Below are 15,972 nucleotides of genomic sequence, written 5' to 3'. Positions count from 1 at the left end.
TAGTAAGTATTTTTTAAAATGCTATGAAAAGTAAAGAACATGATTTTCATTTAGTGGACCCAAGTCCTTGGCCAATTGCTATATCAGCAGCAATTCTTATTCTTGCACTTGGATTAGTTGGCGCGCTTCATAAACAAATTTTCGGAATGTTTGGTTTAGCTTTAGGCATCTTCGCGGTATCAGGGGTGCTGTTCTACTGGTGGAGAGATGTAATAAGGGAGGCCATTTATGATAAATGTCATACTACCATTGTAAAACATGGACTCAAATTTGCAATGTACTTATTTATTCTCTCGGAGGTCGTATTTTTTATAGTGTTCTTTTGTTCATTCTTTAAAGCCTGGCTTGATCCAGTTTTTTTATTTGAGGCGTTTTCTCCTGCAAAAAAAGTTGAATGGCCCCCTGAGGGAATTTTGCCACCTGATCCGTGGTCACTACCATTCATGAATACATTAATATTATTGCTTTCTGGTACAACAATTACTTGGGCAAATCACTCTTTACTTGAAAATGATAAAAAGAGCATGATTAAAATGCTGTCCATAACTATATTGCTTGGGGTTTTTTTTATAATAGTGCAAGCAATAGAGTATCATGAAGCGAGTTTTTCTCTACAAGAAACAGGAGAAAAGCTTATTTATACATCCAATTTTTATATGATTACCGGTTTTCACTGCGCACACGTTATAATAGGAATAATATTTTTATCAGTGTGTTTATTTAGAGCACGGAAAGGCCAATTTACACTTCAGGACCATTTGTGCTTTGAGTTTGCCTCCTGGTATTGGCACTTTGTAGATGTAGTCTGGATATTTTTATTTTTATTTATTTATTGGTTAAGCGTTTATTAAGTGGTTAAAATAATAGGTCTAGATCCAGGGATAAGCAAGACTGGTTGGGCCATTATCAGCCTGAACGAGAAAAATAATATTGAATTTTTGGGCGGCGGTACCATATCAACTGATGGTAAATTGGGTACAGGTGAACGCTTACATATAATTTTTGAACAATTAAAGAAAGTAATATTTCAATATTCTCCGAATGAAGCTGCAGTAGAAAAAATTTTTGTTAATAAAAATCCTAAATCTTCACTAACTTTAGGATATGCAAGAGGGGTTGTAATTTTAGCGTTAAAAATAACAAAGCTAACTATGAATGAATATGATGCAAACTATGTAAAAAAAAGCATTACCGGAAATGGCCATGCTGATAAGGATCAGATTATATTTATGGTGAAGCAAATAGTTAAAAATTTGAGTATAAAATGCCACCATGCTGCTGACGCTCTTGCTGTAGCAATTTGTCATGCTTATACGAAAGGTTCTTGTTTTGTTGAGTAACTTTTATATGAGATTCAGTTTGAAGATTTCCAGATCTGAAAAAACTATTTGATTGTATTTATCTTGTCTAACGTTCGTTGCAAAATAATACATGCGGAGATTTTATCATCTATTTTTTTCGATTTTGTGATTGATATTCCAGTAATTTTTAGTGTATGAGTTGCGATAGATGTTGAGAAGCTTTCGTCTTGTAAGTATATATTTACTTTATATTTTTTTATTATTTTATTTGCGAATTGGATTATGGTTTTACACCATTTAGTTTCTTGCTCGTCCATTTTGAATGGTAGTCCTATTACCATTGATCCAGCTTCATTTTCTTTGAATATTCTATGCAGATAACCTAAATCTTTGTTCATATTTTCCCTATAATATACACTATGAGCTGTGGCTATAAGCTGTGTTTTATCGCTAAATGCTATGCCTAGTTGCTTTTCTCCCATGTCAAGGCACATTATGCGCTTATCTTTTGGAATAGACTTTAGGAACTCATCTGGATTTCTATGTAGCATCTATTAGACTTCCTTTAAAGTGGCCCTACACAGAAAAAGTAGAGAGAAAGTTAAGAAAATTTTTTACAAAAAGAATAATGAATCAAATTGCTCAGGAATGCAATAATTAATAGCAGAATGCTTATGCTGTTTAATACACAGCTTCTAATTTAAACTCAACTGTATATTCTCTTCTTTTTGTTATTACTACTCCTTTTGAAAAAACATTTTTATTATAAAAAAACGCCTTTTCTTTCTCTTCACTTTTTCTCCTATGATTGTTGTCCAATAAAAAATTCAAATTTTGTGAAATCTTTAAAAACCCAGTCATTTTTAAGAGTATAGAAAATAGTTGTAAGAAATTTCCTGGCAGTAGCAATAATAGCCTTAGTAGAATCACGCTTTTTTTTTACATAAGCTGTTCAGATAAGCGTATAGCAACCCAAGTACACTGCACTAAAGAATATCACGTTTGTTCCGATCGTGCACTGTTGATTAGATTGAGAAACTCGTGGCACAATTCCAAAATATGCAGTAAGTTTCTCAGGCCTATGAAAATCATTAATGTCTCCAATTGTTGCAATAAAAATAGCTGCAGAAATTGGGCCAATTCCTTTTATGCTGATAAGGTTCAGGAAGCTGTTTGGCAAAAGCTATAATTTCCCTCTCAAGTTTTTTAAGATTTCCCGAATAGCTTCCAAATGATAGCTAATTACTTCAATTTCAACCTTTTCTAAAGGATCCCAAGTATACTTTCCAATAGCACCCACCTTAGTTGTAAGTGCTTCCTTTTTAATTTTTATCCCATGGTAATTAAAAAGACCATGCATTTTATTGATTAAAGATACCCGTAACTGGTCTCTTGTTTGAAGAAGAGAAGCTAACTGCTTGCATTGTTTGCTTTGCTTCAGGCAACATACCTTTGCTTAGAAAAAAAGCAATAGCTCGCGCATCGTGCTTGTCCGTTTTGTTCACAGAGCAACGAACAACTTCAAACTGTCCAGGAGACCACGCTCTTAACATAAGGTGACACTGCGTCATAAAAAAAACAGCTATTGCCTATTAGCTATTTCATCTGTTTCTTGAAGATTTCTGATAAAATTATTTAAGTCTTTTAAGCGAAACGTTTGAATATACTCCGATTTTCCTTCTTGCAAGTAACAAACAGTAAAACTATTGGTATAATGCCTATGTGACGCATATTTTTCCTCCAATTGCACATTTCAATATATCAGAGTACTGGTTGGTCCAAACTCCTATACGAGGTCATCACATTTTGTGAGCCTCACCGGTGGCAGAATCTGAGTAACGAGGTCTTCTTTCATATACTTTATACAAGAACACTCAGAAAAAGTGCCAACCTGCCACCTATCCACTCTGAAAAGTGATTATCTTCTCTTGCTTCCAACCAAGCAATACCTAATTCATACCTTCTGGGTAAGGTCAATTGTTTCTTAAACCTCTCCCCTAAACGGATACACTGTAGAAGGAGAGTTTCTTCTCCCCAGAAAGCTACACATTAAACCTAAAGTGCATTATATCACCATCTTGTACGATATAATCTCTGCCTTCAAAGCGAATTTTTCCTGCGTCTTTACAAGCCGGTTCACTTTCATACTTTATGTAGTCTGCAAAGCTTATAGTTTCTGCTTTTATGAAGCCTTTCTCAAAATCAGTGTGGATTGCACCTGCAGCTTTGTCAGCTGTTGATCCTATTTTTACTGGCCATGCCCGTGCTTCTTTGGGGCCCACAGTAAAGAAAGTTATCATACTCAGCACTTCATACATAATACGCGCTACTCCATCAAGGCCTGATTCTTGTAAGCCAAATTCTGATAAAAAACTCTGTTTTTCCTCTTCACTATCAAGATTTGCAATATCTGCTTCAAGTTTTGCTGAAATGCAATAAAATTTGCTTTTATTTTCCTCCGCCATTCTCTCTACCTTTTTAGATAATTCATTGCCAGTTATAACATTTGTATCTTCAACATTGCAAACGTACATAACGGGCTTTGTTGTGAGCAATTGAAGCGACTTCATCTCATCTCCATCGATATTCTCCAAGCTTCTTGCAGGTTTACCTAATTTTAAAGTAGCTAATACCTCTTGCATTAATTCAAGTTGTCTCTTTAGCTCTTTATCACCTTGCTTTGCTTTCTTTTCCAATTGAGGAAGCCTTTTTTCTATGCTATCAATATCAGCTAGGATTAATTCCATTTTTACCACTTCAGCATCTGATATTGGATCTATTTTACTGTGTACGTGGCTAATATCGTCATCCGTAAAGCACCTGAGCAGATGAACGATGGCATCAACTTCTCTGATATGGCTTAAAAATTTATTGCCGAGCCCTTCACCTTTGCTCGCACCTTTTACCAGACCTGCAATATCTACAACTTCTAATTGGTTGTAGATTACCTTCTCTGAACCGGCAATTGCTGCGATTTGTTTCAAGCGCTGATCTTTTATCGAAATCTTGCCTATATTTGGCTCGATTGTGCAGAAAGGATAATTTGCAGCTTCGGCTGCACTTGACTCTGTAAGCGCATTAAATAAGGTTGATTTTCCTATGTTTGGTAACCCAATTATACCACAGTTAAAGCTCATATTTGCTATTTAAAGCCATAATTATTGCATAATTTAAGAATTTTTGCTATACTTAATTAGTTACAATTTTGTTGGTATAGTAATATATATTAAATTGAGGTAAAACCATGACTACAGCTCAGAAGCAGAAGCTACTAAGTGATTTTTACAATGTTGAAAGTGAAGTAACTTCTTTAAATAGTAATTCTTACCTTGACAATTTTTATGTAGGGCAAGCAATTGGTAATGGAAGCTGCTTTTTTGACTCGTTCAGACAAAGTCTAGAACAACAGACAGGAGAGCAAGTTACTGTCGAAAAATTAAGAAATGATTGTAGGGAATTTGCGCAAAAGAATCCGCCAGAATGGTTTATAGATGCAATTGCCAATAGTTATGATAACAATGGCCAGCGCCGTAATGAGACTGTAAGTGATTATACAGCAAATATCATGAACAACAGTAGATGGGGTGATTCTGACATTGAAGGCAGAATACTTTGTGAAAAGTATGGTGTGAAATTGCATGTTGTAGAGAGTAACCCATTGCGTGCTATTGACATCCAACAAGATCGGTTTTTGCATCAATTAATAGACAATTCAGGTTCAAAAAATGCAGGTAAATACAATAAAGTTGATTATGATGATAGTAGTATTGTGCATGTAATAAACAAAGGCGGATTGCATTTCGAACCGTTGCTTGATAGAAATAAAAGTTTAGCAAAACAATTACAAGAGGAAGCTAAACTTAAACAAGAGCAAGAACAAGAAGATTTCCTATTAGCAAAAAAACTTCAGGTAGACGAGATCTTAGAGTATTGTAACCTTTCAAAGGATATCTCTGAGAGAGCAGAGGTTGAGAAGAGATTTGATGAGTTATTGGCAGAAAATGCTAATGGAAAAATTTATGATGTTGTAGAGCAGTGCGTTAGTGATATAAAGCAGCGCATAGAGCGCTCTGAGAAGCAAAACCCTTCAAATTTACCAAGATGTGGTATGGAGGAACCAAGAATAGAAAAAGCATTTCATCAACAACCACACCTGTAAAATCTTTATAGCCCTATATATTTTTATATGGGGCTTTTTGCAAGCATTTCATATAATATGAACTTGCAGTACGTACTAACCTAAATGCAAGTTGACCATGAAACTAGTTTAATTATTGATGCCATAGAGGAATTTGGTGGTGAGGCTAGGCTTGTCGGCGGGTGTGTGAGAGACTCAATTTTGCAACGTGATGTCCACGACATCGATTTAGCTACTAATTTGCCTCCCAATCAAACGATTAAAGCGCTAAAACTCCGTAATATAAAAACTATTCCAACTGGCTTAAAACATGGGACTATAACTGCGGTTCTAAATCAAAGATCTTTTGAGATCACAACACTAAGGCATGATGTGAAATGTGATGGCAGGCATGCAAAAGTAGAATTTACTAATAATTGGCAAGCGGATGCTTCAAGGCGCGACTTTACATTTAACGCTCTATATGCAGATAAGCATGGCCATATATATGATTACTTTGGTGGTATTGAGGATTTAAAGGCGCGAAGGTTAAACTTTATAGGCAACGCTGAAGATAGAATTAAAGAAGACTATCTACGTATTTTAAGAGCATTTCGTTTTCATGCAAAAATATGTGTCGGAGATTTGAGTGATGAAATACTAAGCGTATGCAAAAAGCATTCGCATATGATCCAAAACCTCTCTGGAGAGAGAATAAGAGATGAAATACTTAAATTGCTGGAATGCAATGATCCTTTTCCAACACTTAAGAGCATGCAAGAATCTGATGTGTTACAAAAAATTATTCCAAAAGAAGTCAAATGCGAAATTCTGTCTTCGTCACTTCTTTTGGGCACTGATGCACTAGTAAAATTAGCGTTACTCCTTAGGACCACTAAAAAAAATGACAGGCTAAGTCTTGGAGAATATGTAAGCAAATTTTTACGTCTTTCAAACAAGCAAAAGAAAAAGCTGCTATTTTTACTATCCAACGATATCAAAACAGAACTTTCAGAAAAAGAGCAGAAGAAGTACATATCTTTATTTGGTAGGGAACTATATTGTGATTTAGTAAAAATTTGTGGTGTTGAGTCTGGAGAAAATGTTGATGAATACATTTCATTTGCTAATACATTCAATATTCCAAAATTTCCCTTATCTGGTGATGACTTGATAAATATAGGTCACCAGCCAGGAAAAAGTTTAGGTAAAAACTTAGAGTTGCTCAGGCAACATTGGGAAGACAGCTCCTACACTTTAACAAAAGAGGAGCTGGTGCTTTATGCTAAGAGCCTACTCTAACTGCTTTCCGGCTGCTCAATGAATGTATGCTTGCAATATTAGGGGAACTCATCGAGGAATTAGGTCCTCTTATCTTGTTGATAACTTCAGTACTGAGTTTGTACATATTTTCTTTTCCTGGAATTCGGCTACACATTTTCTGATCTGGAGATAAAAATTTATCTCTTATGCTTGGTGTCAGTTGTAACTCTTGAATCTTATCTGAAAAAAATCTCATTCTAGCTTCTACTAGCTCTTTCACAACAATTTCTTTAAGTAATTCTCCTGAGTCGTTATTATTATTATTTTTGCTATTAAAGCTGTGCAAGATAGAGTCTACAATCTTATTTACCCCTTCTTCTTGTTTGTTAAATTCTAATTTTTTTACGCATTTTCTAACAGAAGGTGACAACTTGGCTTTTAACGTGCCATCTCGTAGTTCTTTACCTACATTTTCTCCAATGTTACAATGTTTGTTGACAACTTCTTTAACCTTGGCTTCTATGATCTCCCTTGCGGATTGTTTCAAATTACTTTCTAATAATTCAAGCAGCTTACTGCTTTCAAATTTGCCATCATCTTGATTTGATAGAGACTTTATAGTTTCATTAAGCATGTTATGGCAAAAGTGTTTTTCTTTAAATTCAGGAAACCCTTTTTTTAACTCCTCGTTTCTCCTAGATAAAAAGTTATTGAGATTCTTATCCCCAAAAAGCTTATTGGGCAAGTTCCGCAATTTTGAAAGGGTTGATTCAGTAGTTGATTTTGCAGTAGATACTGTACTCACTGCATCTGGCTTGTGAGCTTTTGTTTGTTCTTGTGATTTTTTAGTTTTTTCATCAGTATCTTCTAATCTTTTATCAACATCCTTTAACTTTTCTTCCAACTTTTGTTGTTCTTGATTATTTAACAGTAGTTGTTGCTTTAACTGTTCTTCCACAATTGACAAATTTCCCTTTAAGCTATCTATTTCAGTTAACTGATCCCTTTTTTCTTCCTGTAGTCTCTTAATATCAGCTTCCAATTGGCTTTCTACTTGCTTCTGTTCCTTTTTTAGCTGCTCAATCAACTTCTCTTGTTCTGCAAGCTTTTCTTGTAACGCTTCATCTGATTCTTTCTTTAATTCTGCCTTTAGTCTTTCTATTTCTTCAGCTTTATTCCCTTCTAAGATCTGCTTTTCTTCTTCAGTAGCATTTAGCTGACTGATTAAAATTTTTAATTTATCTTCTAAGTCAACTTTTTTTCCCTGTAGTCGTTGCTCTTGATTATTTATTAATAGCTCTTTTTCTAATATTCCTATCACATCCAAAAAAACTTTCTTTAAGCTATCATCTATTCCAGCTAACTCCCATTCTTTACTTCCTTCTAAGATCTGCACCTGTTTTTGTAATTTAGAAACCTCATTTTTTGAGTCTTCTCTCTCTTTTACTGCAGTTCTTAATTGACTATTTAAATCTTTCAATTTATCTTCTAAATCAATCTTTTCTTTCTCTAATTGTTGCTTAGATTCCTGAGTGCTTTTCAATTGTATTCTCAATTCCTCCATTCCAGCTAATTGATCATTCAATCTGTCTATATCTGATTTCTGCCTTCCTATTTCATGATCTAAATTCCCAACTTTGCCTTCTAATTCTGCATTTTTTTCTTGAGCTTGCTTTAATTCACCTGCTAGCTTGCTAATTTCTTCTTCCTTTTCCTGAAATAATACACTAAAAGTACTACCCAGTACAGATTCTGAATTTGTTAAAATATCAATAAATTCTTGTACCTTCTCTTTAAGAACTTCACTTTCCTGAGCAACCAAATTTTGTTCATTAAGAATTCCCTTATATCCATCTTTAATGGTACTTATTAACTGATCATGTGTACTATTTATGCCCTGTGCTCCGAACTTATCCATAAGCTTCTTTAGATCAGCGCCAAGGTGCTCATGTTCTTTTCCAATTTTACCTACCTCCAATAAAATGCTATTATAAAATGCTATTTTTTCTACAGTACTATCACTTTCTGACAACACTGTAAAATTCTCTAAATATTCTTCATCTTCTTGAACCTCTCCATTCTCGCTTATTACTTCACTCTGGCTCCCTTTTTCTGCAACTTCAGATTCTAAATCAGCTTCAATATTTTTATCCGTTGTTTCAATGTATTCGGTCTGCATTGTCGTATCTTGAAATGTAGTTTCATCCTTACTTATTACTTCACTTTGACTCCCTTTTTCTGCAATCTCAGGTTCAATTTGAGCACTTTCATCTGTTATTTCAGGATCATCAGTCCGAATTTCATTACTTCCAGTAGCTTTATCGTAATATAGAATATTTTCTGCCCATTTGTTCCATTTCTTTGGTAGTATTCGTCCAATTGTTTTTAAGTACAACCAAGCAAATACAGTAGACCAGCTGTATTTTTTTTCCTTTCGTTTAACATTAATTTTATAATTAACTGTATTATTAATATTTAGCATAAAATTACCTTATTTTTTAACTTTAATTTACAGAAAATTTTAATAGTAATAAAGTTATATATATTAGTATAAATGTTAAATAAATACTAACGCAGGCGTCAAATTATGGTAAAGTCTTTGCCCGCCTAATACACTTTAAGCAGAAATACACATGTCTGTAAGTACAGCATTTGCTTTTCCTATCGCTCTTGCTAACATTTCCTGTTCATTGTTCTGATTTTTCACATTGATTACCTGAGCAGCCAAGTTTGCAGGAAAAGTGACCAGACTGACTTCCCATAATTCCACTTGTTTTAACACTCTAGCTCCGCTTTTATGATCAACATCATACTCTATAGGTATATAGCCGATGGAAAGTCCGTTAATTGCTCCAGTTTTGAGCATCAAATACACTTCTTCTGCTTTCTGAATACCCAAAAGTAAATGTGCAATTATATATAGACCAACATCATTCTCATAAATATCTATGATACTACCTATAGGTTCACCTGGATTGTGCTGCCAAAGGAGTTTTATTTTATTTCTGTTTAAATTTTCCTTAAATGCCCCAGGTAAGATCAGGTCATTTTGTTTATCAACTATATTAAAAACGCTAGCATAACCAGAAAATACACCGTTTTCTCCTATACTTTTTATTGACAATGGTGAATAGAGAAATTTCTTATTCATAAAGCCTCCTGTAGGTTATAGTATTGGGAATTTTGTTTGTATAATGCACTGCAATGTCAAATCTATTATATGCAGTTCTCTAAAAAGGGGAAGTATTTTTTTTAAGTAACAAAGTAGCAAGGTTTTATGACTTGCTATTTTGTATACAGAAGGGTAGGGGAGAGCTATCTGTTCTGTTCTTGCATATTTGGTTGTTCAGTTGCAACATCTTCCAAATTTGTAGAGACAGGAGCAAGCGCCCTTCTCACCAAAGCCGTTGACAATGCAGCACCAATTCCTGCTCCGGCTGCAGCTATCAGACCAGATCTTAATGATTCTTGAAATCCCACATTTATTCCAATTGCTCTTCTAGTTATGCTGAAACCTAAAATTACCATGCCTCCTGCTAAAGCTGCTGATAATCCAGCCATTGGTTCACTTATTGAGTGTACTAACCTTTGTGCTATTTCTCTTGATGTTGTAATATCCATGGAGTCTGAGTATCTCAGTTGCCGTGATAATACAAGGTATGGTATGGACAGCAATCCTCCAAGTATTGCCGTAACAATGTTACCTACTTCTGATTCTCCCAGACGAGTTTCTGGGTATGTCATTACAGCGGATATTGCAAGTACTCCACGACATATATCTATTCCTGACCATTGTCCTAAAATTCTATTTCGTCTTTCTTCTTGCATAGATGCTATAAGTTCTGCCCTAGACTCCATAATTTCTCTAAACAACATCGTAGCTTGTTCCTGTTGTGAAACCTCACGTACTCGCCCTAACTCTTGTGAAGTTTTCCCTCCGATACTTTTTACAGCATCTTCTAAGTCTAACAACGATCTGTTATTTAACCTTACACCATTTTGACTATCACAAGAGACAATGCAGTCTAAAATTGTCATTCTCAGATTATCATTAATTTCTATATCATCATTAATATGATCTCTTAATTCATCGATAATCTTTATGCTCGATCTTGCATATTTCTTACTTCTTCTTCACTAGCTTCTGCAACTATGAGATAAATTATTCCAAGCAAATCTTGTTGTAAGTTTTTTAATTTTTCTAAGTCCATAATAATTACCATTAATATTTAAATATTTAGTTAAATAATATGGTACTATAGTTATCTAATCAAGATAAATAATTAATATATTAAGGAATAAAATGCCAATTAGCATCAAAATAATATCCTTTGCTTAGCCACAAAATACAAAAATAGCGGAACACCCAGTGTCACAACACTGGGATAACGATAAAGGAGAAAGTAGGAAAGAGCTATATATTCTGTCCTTGCATATTTGGTTGTTCAGTGGCAACATTTTCCAAATTTGCAGGAACAACAGAACGATTAGCAAACGCTCTTCTAATAAAAGCCAATGACAATGCAGCACCAATTCCAGCTCCAGTCGCAGCTATAAGACTAGATCTTAATGATTCTCCAAATCCCATATTTGTTTCAGCTATGCTACTAAGTAACATTGTCGTGCCTGCTCCTAAAGCTGCTGATAATCCAGCCATCGGTTCACTCATTGGGCGTATTATCTCTTGTGTTACTTTTCTTGATGTAATATGCCCTCCGCGTACAAATATTGATGCCAGTGCCGCTGGTAACATAACCGTTATTGGCATGGATAACAATCCTCCAAGTGTTGCCCCAATAATTTCACCTACTTCTGATTCTCCAAGATTAGCTCCTAAGAATGTTACACCGAATATTCCAATTGAGTTGATAATCCTTAAATTTCTCTCTTCTCTTTCTCTCATGTGCGCCTGATATTATGCTACAATTTCCGCTAATCCAAGATTATTCATTTGCCGTGGAATCTCACGTACTTGCCCTAACTCTTGTGAAGTTTTCCCTCCGATACTTTTTACAGCATCTTCTAAGTCTAACAAAGATCTGTTATTTAACCTTACACCATCGTGACTATCACAAAAGATAATGCAGTCTAAAATTATCATTCTCAGATTATTATTCACTTCTATATCATCATTAATATGATCTCTTAATTCATCGATAATCTTTAATGCTCGATCTTGCATATCTCTTACTTCTTCTTCACTAGCTTGTGCAACTATGAGAAAAATTATTCCAAGCAAATCTTGTTGTAAGTTTTTTAATTTTTTTAAATCCATAATAATTATCATTAATATTTAAATATTTTAGTGAAATAATATAGTACTATAGTTATCCAATCAAGATAAATAATTAATATATTAAGGAATAAAATGCCAATTAGCAGTCAAAAGAATAGAATGAAATATCAAGCGATATCCTCTATAATTAAATTTTTTGAATGAAGAGATGACGATTCGTGTAGGAATTAATGGTCTGGGTAGAATAGGAAGAAGTGTTCTGCGCGCTATCCATGAAGTGGAAAAATATAGCAAGCAGATAGAAGTTGTAGCAGTGAACGGATCGCTCGGTGCTGAGCAGCATGCACATTTGATTAAATATGATTCTGTTCATGGCAAATTCAGTGGTGATATTGATTTTAATGAGTCTCAAAATTGGCTATCTATAAATGGCAGAAAATTTTCTTTATATAGAGAACGGAGCCCTGAAAATATTCCTTGGAATGTTGATGTAATACTTGAATGTACTGGTGCATTTAACAAGCGTGAAGAAGCAATAAGGCACAATGCAGAGAAAGTAATTGTCTCTGCTCCAGTTCCGGATGCTGATGTCACTATAGTTTACGGTGTAAATAACGATATGCTCGAAAAAGAGCATAAAGTGATATCAGCAGGTTCTTGCACTACAAATTGCCTGGCTCTAATTGTGCAGGTTCTACACTCCAATCTAGGTATAAAAAGCGGTTTTATGACTACTATACATGCCTACACGAATGATCAAAATGTTCTTGATGGTAATCATAAAGATTTGCGCAGGGCAAGGGCTTGCGGACTATCTATGGTGCCAACTACAACCGGGGCAGCAAAAACAATTGGTTCTATAATTCCTGAATTAAAGGGAAAGCTAGATGGCACTGCCGTCAGAGTTCCGGTTAGCAATGTTTCTATGGTTGATTTTAAATTTACGACTGATAAGAAAGCGACCGTTAAAGAAATAAATGAAATGTTTAAGGATGCAGCAAGCAATGTGCTTTCTGTATGTGCGGAACCTTTAGTTTCAATAGATTTTGTGCATAACCCTTATAGTGCAATTGTGGATTCAACTGGTACATATGTTACAGGCAACATCTGTAGAGTTGCAGCGTGGTATGACAATGAGTGGGCTTTTTCGCTGAGAATGTTAGACATAGCATTATTGAGCCATAGTAAAGTATGAATGAAAACTCGAACAAATATGCCTCTTTTTATGAGCACTTTGCGGAACTCAGAAAAAGAGTTATCTTTTGCTTTCTATTTTTTTGCGTTGCTTTTGGTTTTTGTTACTACTTTAAGGAAAATATATACCGTTTTTTACTTGCACCTTTAATAGAAGCAACAAAAGGTAGCGAAGGTTTTTCTTTAATTTACACAGACTTAACAGAGGCATTTTTTGTGTATCTCCAAGTTGCAATAATGAGCGCACTTTTGTTTTCTTTTCCTGTGTTTGCATGGCAATTTTATATGTTCTTAGCACCTGGGTTATATAAAAGTGAAAGGGCAGTGTTGTTGCCATACTTAATTGCAACACCGGTTTTATTTGTAACGGGAGCTACTGTAGTCTATTACTATATATTTCCTTTAGCCTGGAAGTTTTTCATCACTTTTGAACATAGTGGGAAATCTTTCGGTATACCAATAGAGTTTATGCCATCAGTTAGCGAATATTTAGACCTCGTTCTCCAATTTATGTTTGCATTTGGCACTGCATTTCAAATTCCAGTAATACTCACATTGATGGTGAGAGTAGGGTTACTCACTACACAAAGTTTGTCAAATAAACGCAGAATTGCAATAGTGGTAATTTTTATTATTGCTGCAATCTTAACTCCACCTGATGTATTAAGCCAAGTAGGGCTTGCAATACCTATGCTGATTCTATATGAATTGTCCATTCTGATATGTAGGTATATTGAGAAGAAGGCAAAGGATTGAATATAGATAGAGTGCTTAAAAAAACAAGAATATTAGTTGTTGAAAAAAAAGATGAATACCTGAGCGCCTTTTCTTGTTTGAGTGTATGTGATATGTGATGCCACTCCGGTTGATTTTTTTGTTAAAATATGGAATAATTAAGCTTAAGTTTTTATGTTAGGTAAGTATATGGTAAATCAAAGATTACAGATAGTACATTTCCAGTTAAGGGAAGCAATCAATGACAGAGCTTATATACGTATACCTGACATTTTAACAGAAGTATCAGGAGATGAGTTACTGCAAGTTCTTACTCGGCAAGATATTAATATATAATACTTAAAGAGATACTTTAACACTTTCTCTTAAGTGCTAATCTGGAGGTTCAACAAGTTGCTGTTTGAAAGGTTGGGAAATAGTTTTATTAGTATCGAAAATTACATAATATATATTATGGAATATAAAATCACATAATATAAGAAGCAAGGTTTTCCTACGTCATACCGCGATTCATTCGCAGTATAGATTCCGCTAACTAGTAGCGGAATGACGAATTTGTCGTTTTTCAAATTGTCGGTAAATCTAAGTCAGTTTAGCTATATAAAACATAGTATAAAAAGAGCTATTTCAGCAAAATTTTAAACAAATAAAATTCATTAGCTTCACAATTGGCACTTTATGAGAAAAGTACATTTGATATACAGATTTAAAATACAAGTTAACGAATTATTATGATTTTTACCAAGATAATAATATAGCAAGGTTTGGTAGTGAGGTATCAAAATGGGAAAATACATCAACGCATGGTCTTATAAGAAGACTGACCATCACGATTGTGCAAACGATGGTACTTGTGGGCAATCTATAACGGATTTTAGGATTGGTAATTCTGACATTTCTTTCTACGATAACTATGGAAGAACGATCACACAAATACCTAAGTTGCCTAACGGAAGCTCTATTACATACTATAATAATTTATATAAAACTGCACAATCAAGAAACTTTGATGAGAATACAAAATACGCAGGATTACAAGATGTGCTGCCTAATCAATTCAACTATAGGTGTAAAGATCTAGATTTCACCATAAATTTTGATAGCCTATCACAACGCGAGCAAGATCAAGTAAAAATGGATATCCAAAGTGCTTATGATGCATATAAAGCAAAGTTTTGTATTGATAGACCAGGAGCTGTACAGATCTATATTTTTAATAATAAAGATGATTATAGGAAATATGGTGCTCTAATTCCGAGATTTGCTGGACATCAGAGTATGATTGATAATTCTGGGGGAATGGCATCTGAAGAAAGCCTGATGTGCTATAAAAGTGCTTATATGGATAATGTTTTAGCCCATGAATTGGGTCACGTATTTCAATTCAAGTTTTCCCCAACAAAAGTAAGGGAATTGGACCAGGTAAATAGTCAGCTGATGGCAAATGCAATTGGACTTGAGGTAGAAGAAAAAAATTATAAAGCTATTTGCAAGCAGATGAGTGTAGATGAATATAACGACCGTGGATGGATGTTTCAATTTAAATATAAAGGAACCAATTATGATATACAACACAATGGTTATCTTTCAGCAGAAGAAGAAAAACTTCAATTTATCAAAGACATTAAGAACTCTCATGAATCGCTCATTAATGAAGGGCAATTAAGTCAGAATACAACTGTAGTAATTTCTATTGATGAAAATAAGGAGATAAGTCAAATGTATTTTCATAATCCAGACAAGAATATGTCCGACTGGTTAGATAAGATACTTATAAGCAGAAGTAAACCTGAACAAGATGTGGATGAAGTAGATCATACAGAAGGAAAAGAACCCGAAGAGGATACTCAGCAACCCAGTAACTTCTTATCCAATATTTTTTCAGCAATTAAATCCATTATTGATTCTATCTCGTCATTCTTTTCATGGTTATTTGGGTCTAAAGAGGAAGAACAATCTGATGACAATCTTTCTTTGCTTAACTTATCAGAAGAACAATCCGATGACAATCTTTCTTTGCTTAAACCTGATGTGGATAAGTTAGGTCACGATGTTAGAGATCACTTATCAGATCATTATCACTCACCTGATGAGTTCATGTAGTGTAACTATTTTATAGCCACTCC

General features: G+C 34.4%; 17 protein-coding genes and 1 pseudogene. 8 read left to right on the top strand and 10 right to left on the bottom strand.

Annotated features, from left to right (window positions below; translation table 11 throughout):
* Positions 1-23 precede the first annotated feature (23 nt).
* Together OPR48_RS03900 and ruvC are read left to right on the top strand one after the other, a co-directional pair.
* Positions 24-851 (top strand): cytochrome c oxidase subunit 3, encoded by an 828-nt coding sequence (locus OPR48_RS03900; protein ID WP_265025485.1) that lies wholly within the window; start codon positions 24-26, stop codon positions 849-851.
* On the top strand, positions 852-1,340 hold the full coding sequence (gene ruvC / locus OPR48_RS03895; RefSeq protein ID WP_253309367.1) for a crossover junction endodeoxyribonuclease RuvC: 489 nt from the start codon (positions 852-854) through the stop codon (positions 1,338-1,340). It begins immediately after the preceding gene.
* Positions 1,341-1,384: 44 nt separating this feature from the next.
* On the opposite strand, the gene ruvX is transcribed toward ruvC, so the two are convergent.
* The 4 genes and pseudogenes from ruvX to ychF form a co-directional block, all read right to left on the bottom strand.
* Complete coding sequence (gene ruvX, locus OPR48_RS03890; protein ID WP_265025484.1) at positions 1,385-1,852, bottom strand: Holliday junction resolvase RuvX; 468 nt, start codon at positions 1,850-1,852, stop codon at positions 1,385-1,387.
* 130 nt (positions 1,853-1,982) lie between these two features.
* Positions 1,983-2,162 (bottom strand): hypothetical protein, encoded by a 180-nt coding sequence (locus OPR48_RS03885; protein WP_265026675.1) that lies wholly within the window; start codon positions 2,160-2,162, stop codon positions 1,983-1,985.
* Positions 2,104-3,045 (bottom strand): annotated as a pseudogene (locus tag OPR48_RS03880) (transposase). The gene OPR48_RS03885 and the pseudogene OPR48_RS03880 overlap by 59 nt, the downstream one beginning before the upstream one ends.
* A gap of 298 nt (positions 3,046-3,343) precedes the next feature.
* Entirely contained in the window at positions 3,344-4,438 is a 1,095-nt protein-coding gene (gene ychF, locus OPR48_RS03875; RefSeq protein ID WP_265025483.1) for a redox-regulated ATPase YchF, read from the bottom strand.
* Positions 4,439-4,545: 107 nt separating this feature from the next.
* On the opposite strand from ychF, the gene OPR48_RS03870 reads away from it, so the two are divergent.
* Together OPR48_RS03870 and OPR48_RS03865 are read left to right on the top strand one after the other, a co-directional pair.
* Entirely contained in the window at positions 4,546-5,460 is a 915-nt protein-coding gene (locus OPR48_RS03870) for an OTU domain-containing protein (RefSeq protein WP_265025482.1), read from the top strand.
* Between the two features lie 84 nt (positions 5,461-5,544).
* Positions 5,545-6,720: a CCA tRNA nucleotidyltransferase gene (locus OPR48_RS03865; RefSeq protein ID WP_265025481.1), complete on the top strand. Its 1,176-nt coding sequence runs from the start codon at positions 5,545-5,547 to the stop codon at positions 6,718-6,720.
* Here the strand turns inward: OPR48_RS03865 and OPR48_RS03860 are convergent.
* The 6 genes from OPR48_RS03860 to OPR48_RS03835 all read right to left on the bottom strand — a co-directional run bounded on the left by OPR48_RS03860 (position 6,704) and on the right by OPR48_RS03835 (position 11,968).
* Positions 6,704-9,163: a coiled-coil domain-containing protein gene (locus OPR48_RS03860; protein WP_265025480.1), complete on the bottom strand. Its 2,460-nt coding sequence runs from the start codon at positions 9,161-9,163 to the stop codon at positions 6,704-6,706. The genes OPR48_RS03865 and OPR48_RS03860 overlap by 17 nt on opposite strands.
* A gap of 135 nt (positions 9,164-9,298) precedes the next feature.
* Complete coding sequence (locus tag OPR48_RS03855; protein ID WP_265025479.1) at positions 9,299-9,832, bottom strand: HK97 family phage prohead protease; 534 nt, start codon at positions 9,830-9,832, stop codon at positions 9,299-9,301.
* A gap of 164 nt (positions 9,833-9,996) precedes the next feature.
* Positions 9,997-10,719, bottom strand: coding sequence for a hypothetical protein (locus tag OPR48_RS03850; protein ID WP_265025478.1), 723 nt, complete (start codon positions 10,717-10,719; stop codon positions 9,997-9,999).
* A 62-nt stretch (positions 10,720-10,781) separates the two neighbouring features.
* Positions 10,782-10,904 carry a hypothetical protein gene (locus tag OPR48_RS03845; protein WP_265025477.1) on the bottom strand — a complete coding sequence of 41 codons (123 nt, stop codon included), beginning with the start codon at positions 10,902-10,904 and terminating at the stop codon, positions 10,782-10,784.
* Between the two features lie 191 nt (positions 10,905-11,095).
* A complete protein-coding gene (locus OPR48_RS03840; protein ID WP_265025476.1) occupies positions 11,096-11,584 on the bottom strand; it encodes a hypothetical protein in 489 nt (162 codons plus the stop codon).
* A gap of 12 nt (positions 11,585-11,596) precedes the next feature.
* A complete protein-coding gene (locus tag OPR48_RS03835) occupies positions 11,597-11,968 on the bottom strand; it encodes a hypothetical protein (RefSeq protein WP_265025475.1) in 372 nt (123 codons plus the stop codon).
* A 157-nt stretch (positions 11,969-12,125) separates the two neighbouring features.
* On the opposite strand from OPR48_RS03835, the gene gap reads away from it, so the two are divergent.
* From gap to OPR48_RS03815, 4 genes are all read left to right on the top strand, one after another.
* Positions 12,126-13,112, top strand: coding sequence for a type I glyceraldehyde-3-phosphate dehydrogenase (gene gap, locus OPR48_RS03830; RefSeq protein WP_265025474.1), 987 nt, complete (start codon positions 12,126-12,128; stop codon positions 13,110-13,112).
* Positions 13,109-13,867 carry a twin-arginine translocase subunit TatC gene (gene tatC, locus OPR48_RS03825; protein ID WP_265025473.1) on the top strand — a complete coding sequence of 253 codons (759 nt, stop codon included), beginning with the start codon at positions 13,109-13,111 and terminating at the stop codon, positions 13,865-13,867. The genes gap and tatC overlap by 4 nt, the downstream gene beginning before the upstream one ends.
* 168 nt (positions 13,868-14,035) lie before the next feature.
* Positions 14,036-14,182 carry a hypothetical protein gene (locus OPR48_RS03820; protein ID WP_265025472.1) on the top strand — a complete coding sequence of 49 codons (147 nt, stop codon included), beginning with the start codon at positions 14,036-14,038 and terminating at the stop codon, positions 14,180-14,182.
* A 447-nt stretch (positions 14,183-14,629) separates the two neighbouring features.
* The gene (locus tag OPR48_RS03815) at positions 14,630-15,949 is read left to right on the top strand and encodes a hypothetical protein (RefSeq protein WP_265025471.1); all 1,320 of its coding nucleotides are present in this window, start codon (positions 14,630-14,632) and stop codon (positions 15,947-15,949) included.
* Positions 15,950-15,972 lie beyond the last annotated feature (23 nt).

Origin of the sequence: Wolbachia endosymbiont (group A) of Bibio marci (assembly GCF_947251645.1) — a bacterium.
Taxonomy (GTDB): domain Bacteria; phylum Pseudomonadota; class Alphaproteobacteria; order Rickettsiales; family Anaplasmataceae; genus Wolbachia.
The sequence above is the reverse complement of the archived record's forward strand: the minus strand, read 5'-3'. Positions and strand labels throughout refer to the sequence as shown.